This is a genomic window from Polaromonas sp. CF318, from assembly GCF_000282655.1.
Lineage (GTDB): Bacteria > Pseudomonadota > Gammaproteobacteria > Burkholderiales > Burkholderiaceae_C > Polaromonas.
Map to the genome: position 1 here is coordinate 1 of NZ_AKIV01000114.1, position 3,168 is coordinate 3,168.

Consider the following 3,168-nt stretch of genomic DNA (forward strand, 5'->3'; position numbering starts at 1 on the left):
GGGGGGGTGCCCTGCCAGTGGCGGGCGATGTCGATGCGGCGGCAGACCCAGACGCGGTCGTGCTTTTGCACGTGGTCCAGGAAACGCTGCAGCGCCACGATGCGGCCGGGCCGGCCCAGCAGGCGGCAGTGCATGCCTATGCTGAGCATCCTGGGCGACGCGTCGCCTTCGGCATACAGCGCGTCAAAGCTGTCGCGCAGGTAGATGAAAAAATCCTCGGCCTGCGCAAAACCCTGGGGCAGGGCAAAACGCATGTCGTTGGTGTCCAGCGTGTAGGGCACGACCAGCCGCGGCACGACGGCGCCGTCGCTGCGCGTGACCTCGGTCCAGAAGGGCAGCTCGTCGCCGTAGTAGTCGCTGTCGTATTCGAGCCGGCCGTCGTCGGCCACCAGCCGGCGCGTGTTGGGGCTGTCGCGGCCGGTGTACCAGCCCAGCGGGCGCGTGCCGGTGAGTTTTTCAATCGCGTCCAGGCCCAGGCGCATGTGCTCGCGTTCGGTGGCTTCGTCGATCTGCTGGTAGTTGATCCAGCGCCAGCCGTGGCAGGCGATTTCGTGGCCGAGTTCGGTGAAGGCCGCGGCGACCTCGGGGTGGCGCTGCAGCGCCATGCCGACGCCGAAGACGGTCAGCGGCAAGCCGCGCTTTTCAAACTCGCGCAGGATGCGCCATACGCCCACGCGCGAGCCGTATTCATAAATGCCTTCCATGCTCAGGTGGCGGTCGGCAAAGCTGGGCGGGTTGGCCATCTCGGACAAAAACTGCTCGGAGCCGGCGTCGCCGTGCAGCACAGAGTTCTCGCCGCCTTCTTCGTAATTGAGCACGAACTGCACGGCGATGCGGGCCTGGCCGGGCCACTGCGCGTGCGGCGGGTTGCGGCCGTAGCCGATCAAGTCTCTGGGGTAGTTTGTACTCATGACAGCGCCATCGAAATATCGTTGGTCGGTACCTTGCGGTCGAAAGCCAGGTTTTCCTCGACGTGCAGCAGGTGTTCGGTCATGAGGCGCACGGCCAGCGCCTCGTCCCTGGCGGCCAGGGCCTTGACGATTTCGGCGTGCTCGTCGTTGGAGTGCTCGGCGGCGGTGGCTGTCTGGTACATCAGGGTGATCAGCGCGCAGCGCGAGATCAGCTCGCCCAGCATCTGCGCCAGCACCTCGTTGCCCATGAGTTCGGCCATGCGCACATGGAAGTCGCCCAGCAGCTCGGTACGGCCGGGCACGTCGTCGAGCGCGGACTTCTCGCGCGCCACATGCTCCTTGAGCGCCTTGATCTTGGCGGGCGTGACCTCGCGCACAAAAGCGCGCGTCATTTCGGCTTCCAGCATGCGGCGCACCGCGAACACCTGGCGCGCTTCCATCGCCGAGGGCGCGGCCACAAAGGCGCCGCGCGCCGGCTCCAGGCGTATCAGCCGGTTTTGCGACAGCTGGAAAAGCGCCTGCCGCACCAGCGTGCGCGAAACGCCGAAATGGTCGGCGAGCTTTTGCTCCGCCAGCTTGGTGCCTGGGTGCAGCCTGTGCTCCACAATGGCCTTGGTCAGCGCCTCGACGATGGCGTGGGTGGTGGATGATTCCATCGGGCCATGATAGCCGCAAATCCAAAAACTGTATACACTTTTGGTAAACCGAAATCACAAAGGGACTGCCATGGGCTTGAGCACACATGTACTGGACACCATGCACGGCGTGCCGGCGGGCGGCATGAAAGTGTCGCTGTTCACCACTCAGGACGGGCAGGCCACGCTGGTGAAAGCCTTCAGCCTGAACGCCGATGGCCGCAACCCGGACGGGCCGCTTTATGACAGCGCCAGCCTGAAAGCGGGCACTTACCGCCTGGTGTTCGAGGTCGCGGCCTATTTCAAGGCGCGCGGCGTGGCCTTGCCCGAGCCGGCCTTCCTGGACCAGGTCAGCCTGGACTTTGGCGTGGCCGACACCGGCTGCCACTACCACGTGCCCCTGCTGGTCAGTCCCTGGAGTTATTCGACCTACCGCGGCAGCTGAGCCGGCCCGCGGTTCTTAAGGGAAAACACGGTCGCCGCCGTGTCATCCCCGCGTCATGGGGCCCGGCGACAATCACTGGTTTTGATCACTTCCTCCCCTTTCCCCATGAATGTCAAGCCACTGGGCGCCCTGAGCCGCCGCCAAGCCCTGCTGCTGTCCGCAGGCACCGCCGCCAGCCTGGCGCTTCCCGCCGCCATGGCGCAAGGCCCTTCCGGCGCCTACCCGGATCGCCCGGTCAAGATCGTGGTGCCCTTTGCGCCCGGCGCCGGCACCGATGCGATGGCGCGGCTGGTCGCGCAAAAACTCGGTGAAGTCCTGAATGCCACCTTTGTGGTCGACAACCGTGCCGGCGCCTCGGGCGCGATTGGCACGCAGTTTGTGGCGCAGTCCCCGGCCGACGGCTACACGCTGCTGCTGGTGGCCTCGCCTTTCACCACGGTGGCGGCCTCGCTGCCCAGCGCCAACTACGACCCGCTGCGCCACTTCACGCCGGTCGGCATGATCGCCAGCGGCCCGCTGGTCTGGGCCGCCAACACCAAGCTGCCGGCCAGCACCATGAAGGAACTGGTGAGCCTGGCCAGGCAAAAGCCGGGCGCGCTCAACTACGGCTCGGCCGGCGCGGGCGGCGTCAACCACCTGGTGCTGGAGCTGTTGAAAGCCCGCACCGGCACCTTCATCACCCACATTCCTTATCGCGGCGTGGCTCCCGCCACCATGGACATGATTGGCGGGCAGATCCACCTCGTCACCGGCACCATCCCGGCGCTGCTGCCCTTCATCAAGAACGGCAGCGTCAAGCCACTGGCCGTCACCAGCGCCAAACGCTCCAGCGCCCTGCCCGACGTGCCCAGCATGGCCGAAGCCGGTTTGCCCGGCATCGACGTGGTCAACTACTTTGCCCTCATGGCGCCCACCGGCACCCCGCCGGCCATCGTCAACACCCTCAATGCCGCCATCAACAAGGTGGTGGCCATGCCCGAGGTGGTCACCCGCTTCAAGGCCGACGCCGTCGAAGCCGCACCCGGCTCCCCCGCGCTGCTGGGCCACTTCATCGAAGCCGACTACCGCGCCTGGCGCAACGTCGTGAAGACGCAAAATCTCCAGATTGAATAGAGCCCCCACGGTCGCTCACTGCGTGTAGCTCCCTGCCCCCCGAGGGGGCCGCCCGCCTGCGGCC

At 66.4% G+C, this 3,168-nt stretch carries 4 protein-coding genes; 2 read left to right on the forward strand and 2 right to left on the reverse strand.

Annotated elements, in window-relative coordinates; translation table 11 throughout:
* Window positions 1-911, reverse strand: a 911-nt coding sequence (gene puuE, locus PMI15_RS19355; RefSeq protein WP_007873273.1) for an allantoinase PuuE, incomplete at its 3' end; no start/stop codon positions are given.
* Window positions 908-1,567 (reverse strand): GntR family transcriptional regulator, encoded by a 660-nt coding sequence (locus tag PMI15_RS19360; RefSeq protein WP_007873274.1) that lies wholly within the window; start codon window positions 1,565-1,567, stop codon window positions 908-910. The genes puuE and PMI15_RS19360, both read right to left, overlap by 4 nt.
* A gap of 70 nt (window positions 1,568-1,637) precedes the next feature.
* Between PMI15_RS19360 and uraH the strand changes: the two genes are divergently transcribed.
* On the forward strand, window positions 1,638-1,991 hold the full coding sequence (gene uraH, locus PMI15_RS19365) for a hydroxyisourate hydrolase (protein WP_007873275.1): 354 nt from the start codon (window positions 1,638-1,640) through the stop codon (window positions 1,989-1,991).
* Window positions 1,992-2,096: 105 nt separating this feature from the next.
* Window positions 2,097-3,104, forward strand: a complete 1,008-nt coding sequence (locus PMI15_RS19370; protein ID WP_007873276.1) for a tripartite tricarboxylate transporter substrate binding protein — start codon at window positions 2,097-2,099, stop codon at window positions 3,102-3,104.
* Window positions 3,105-3,168: the final 64 nt, after the last annotated feature.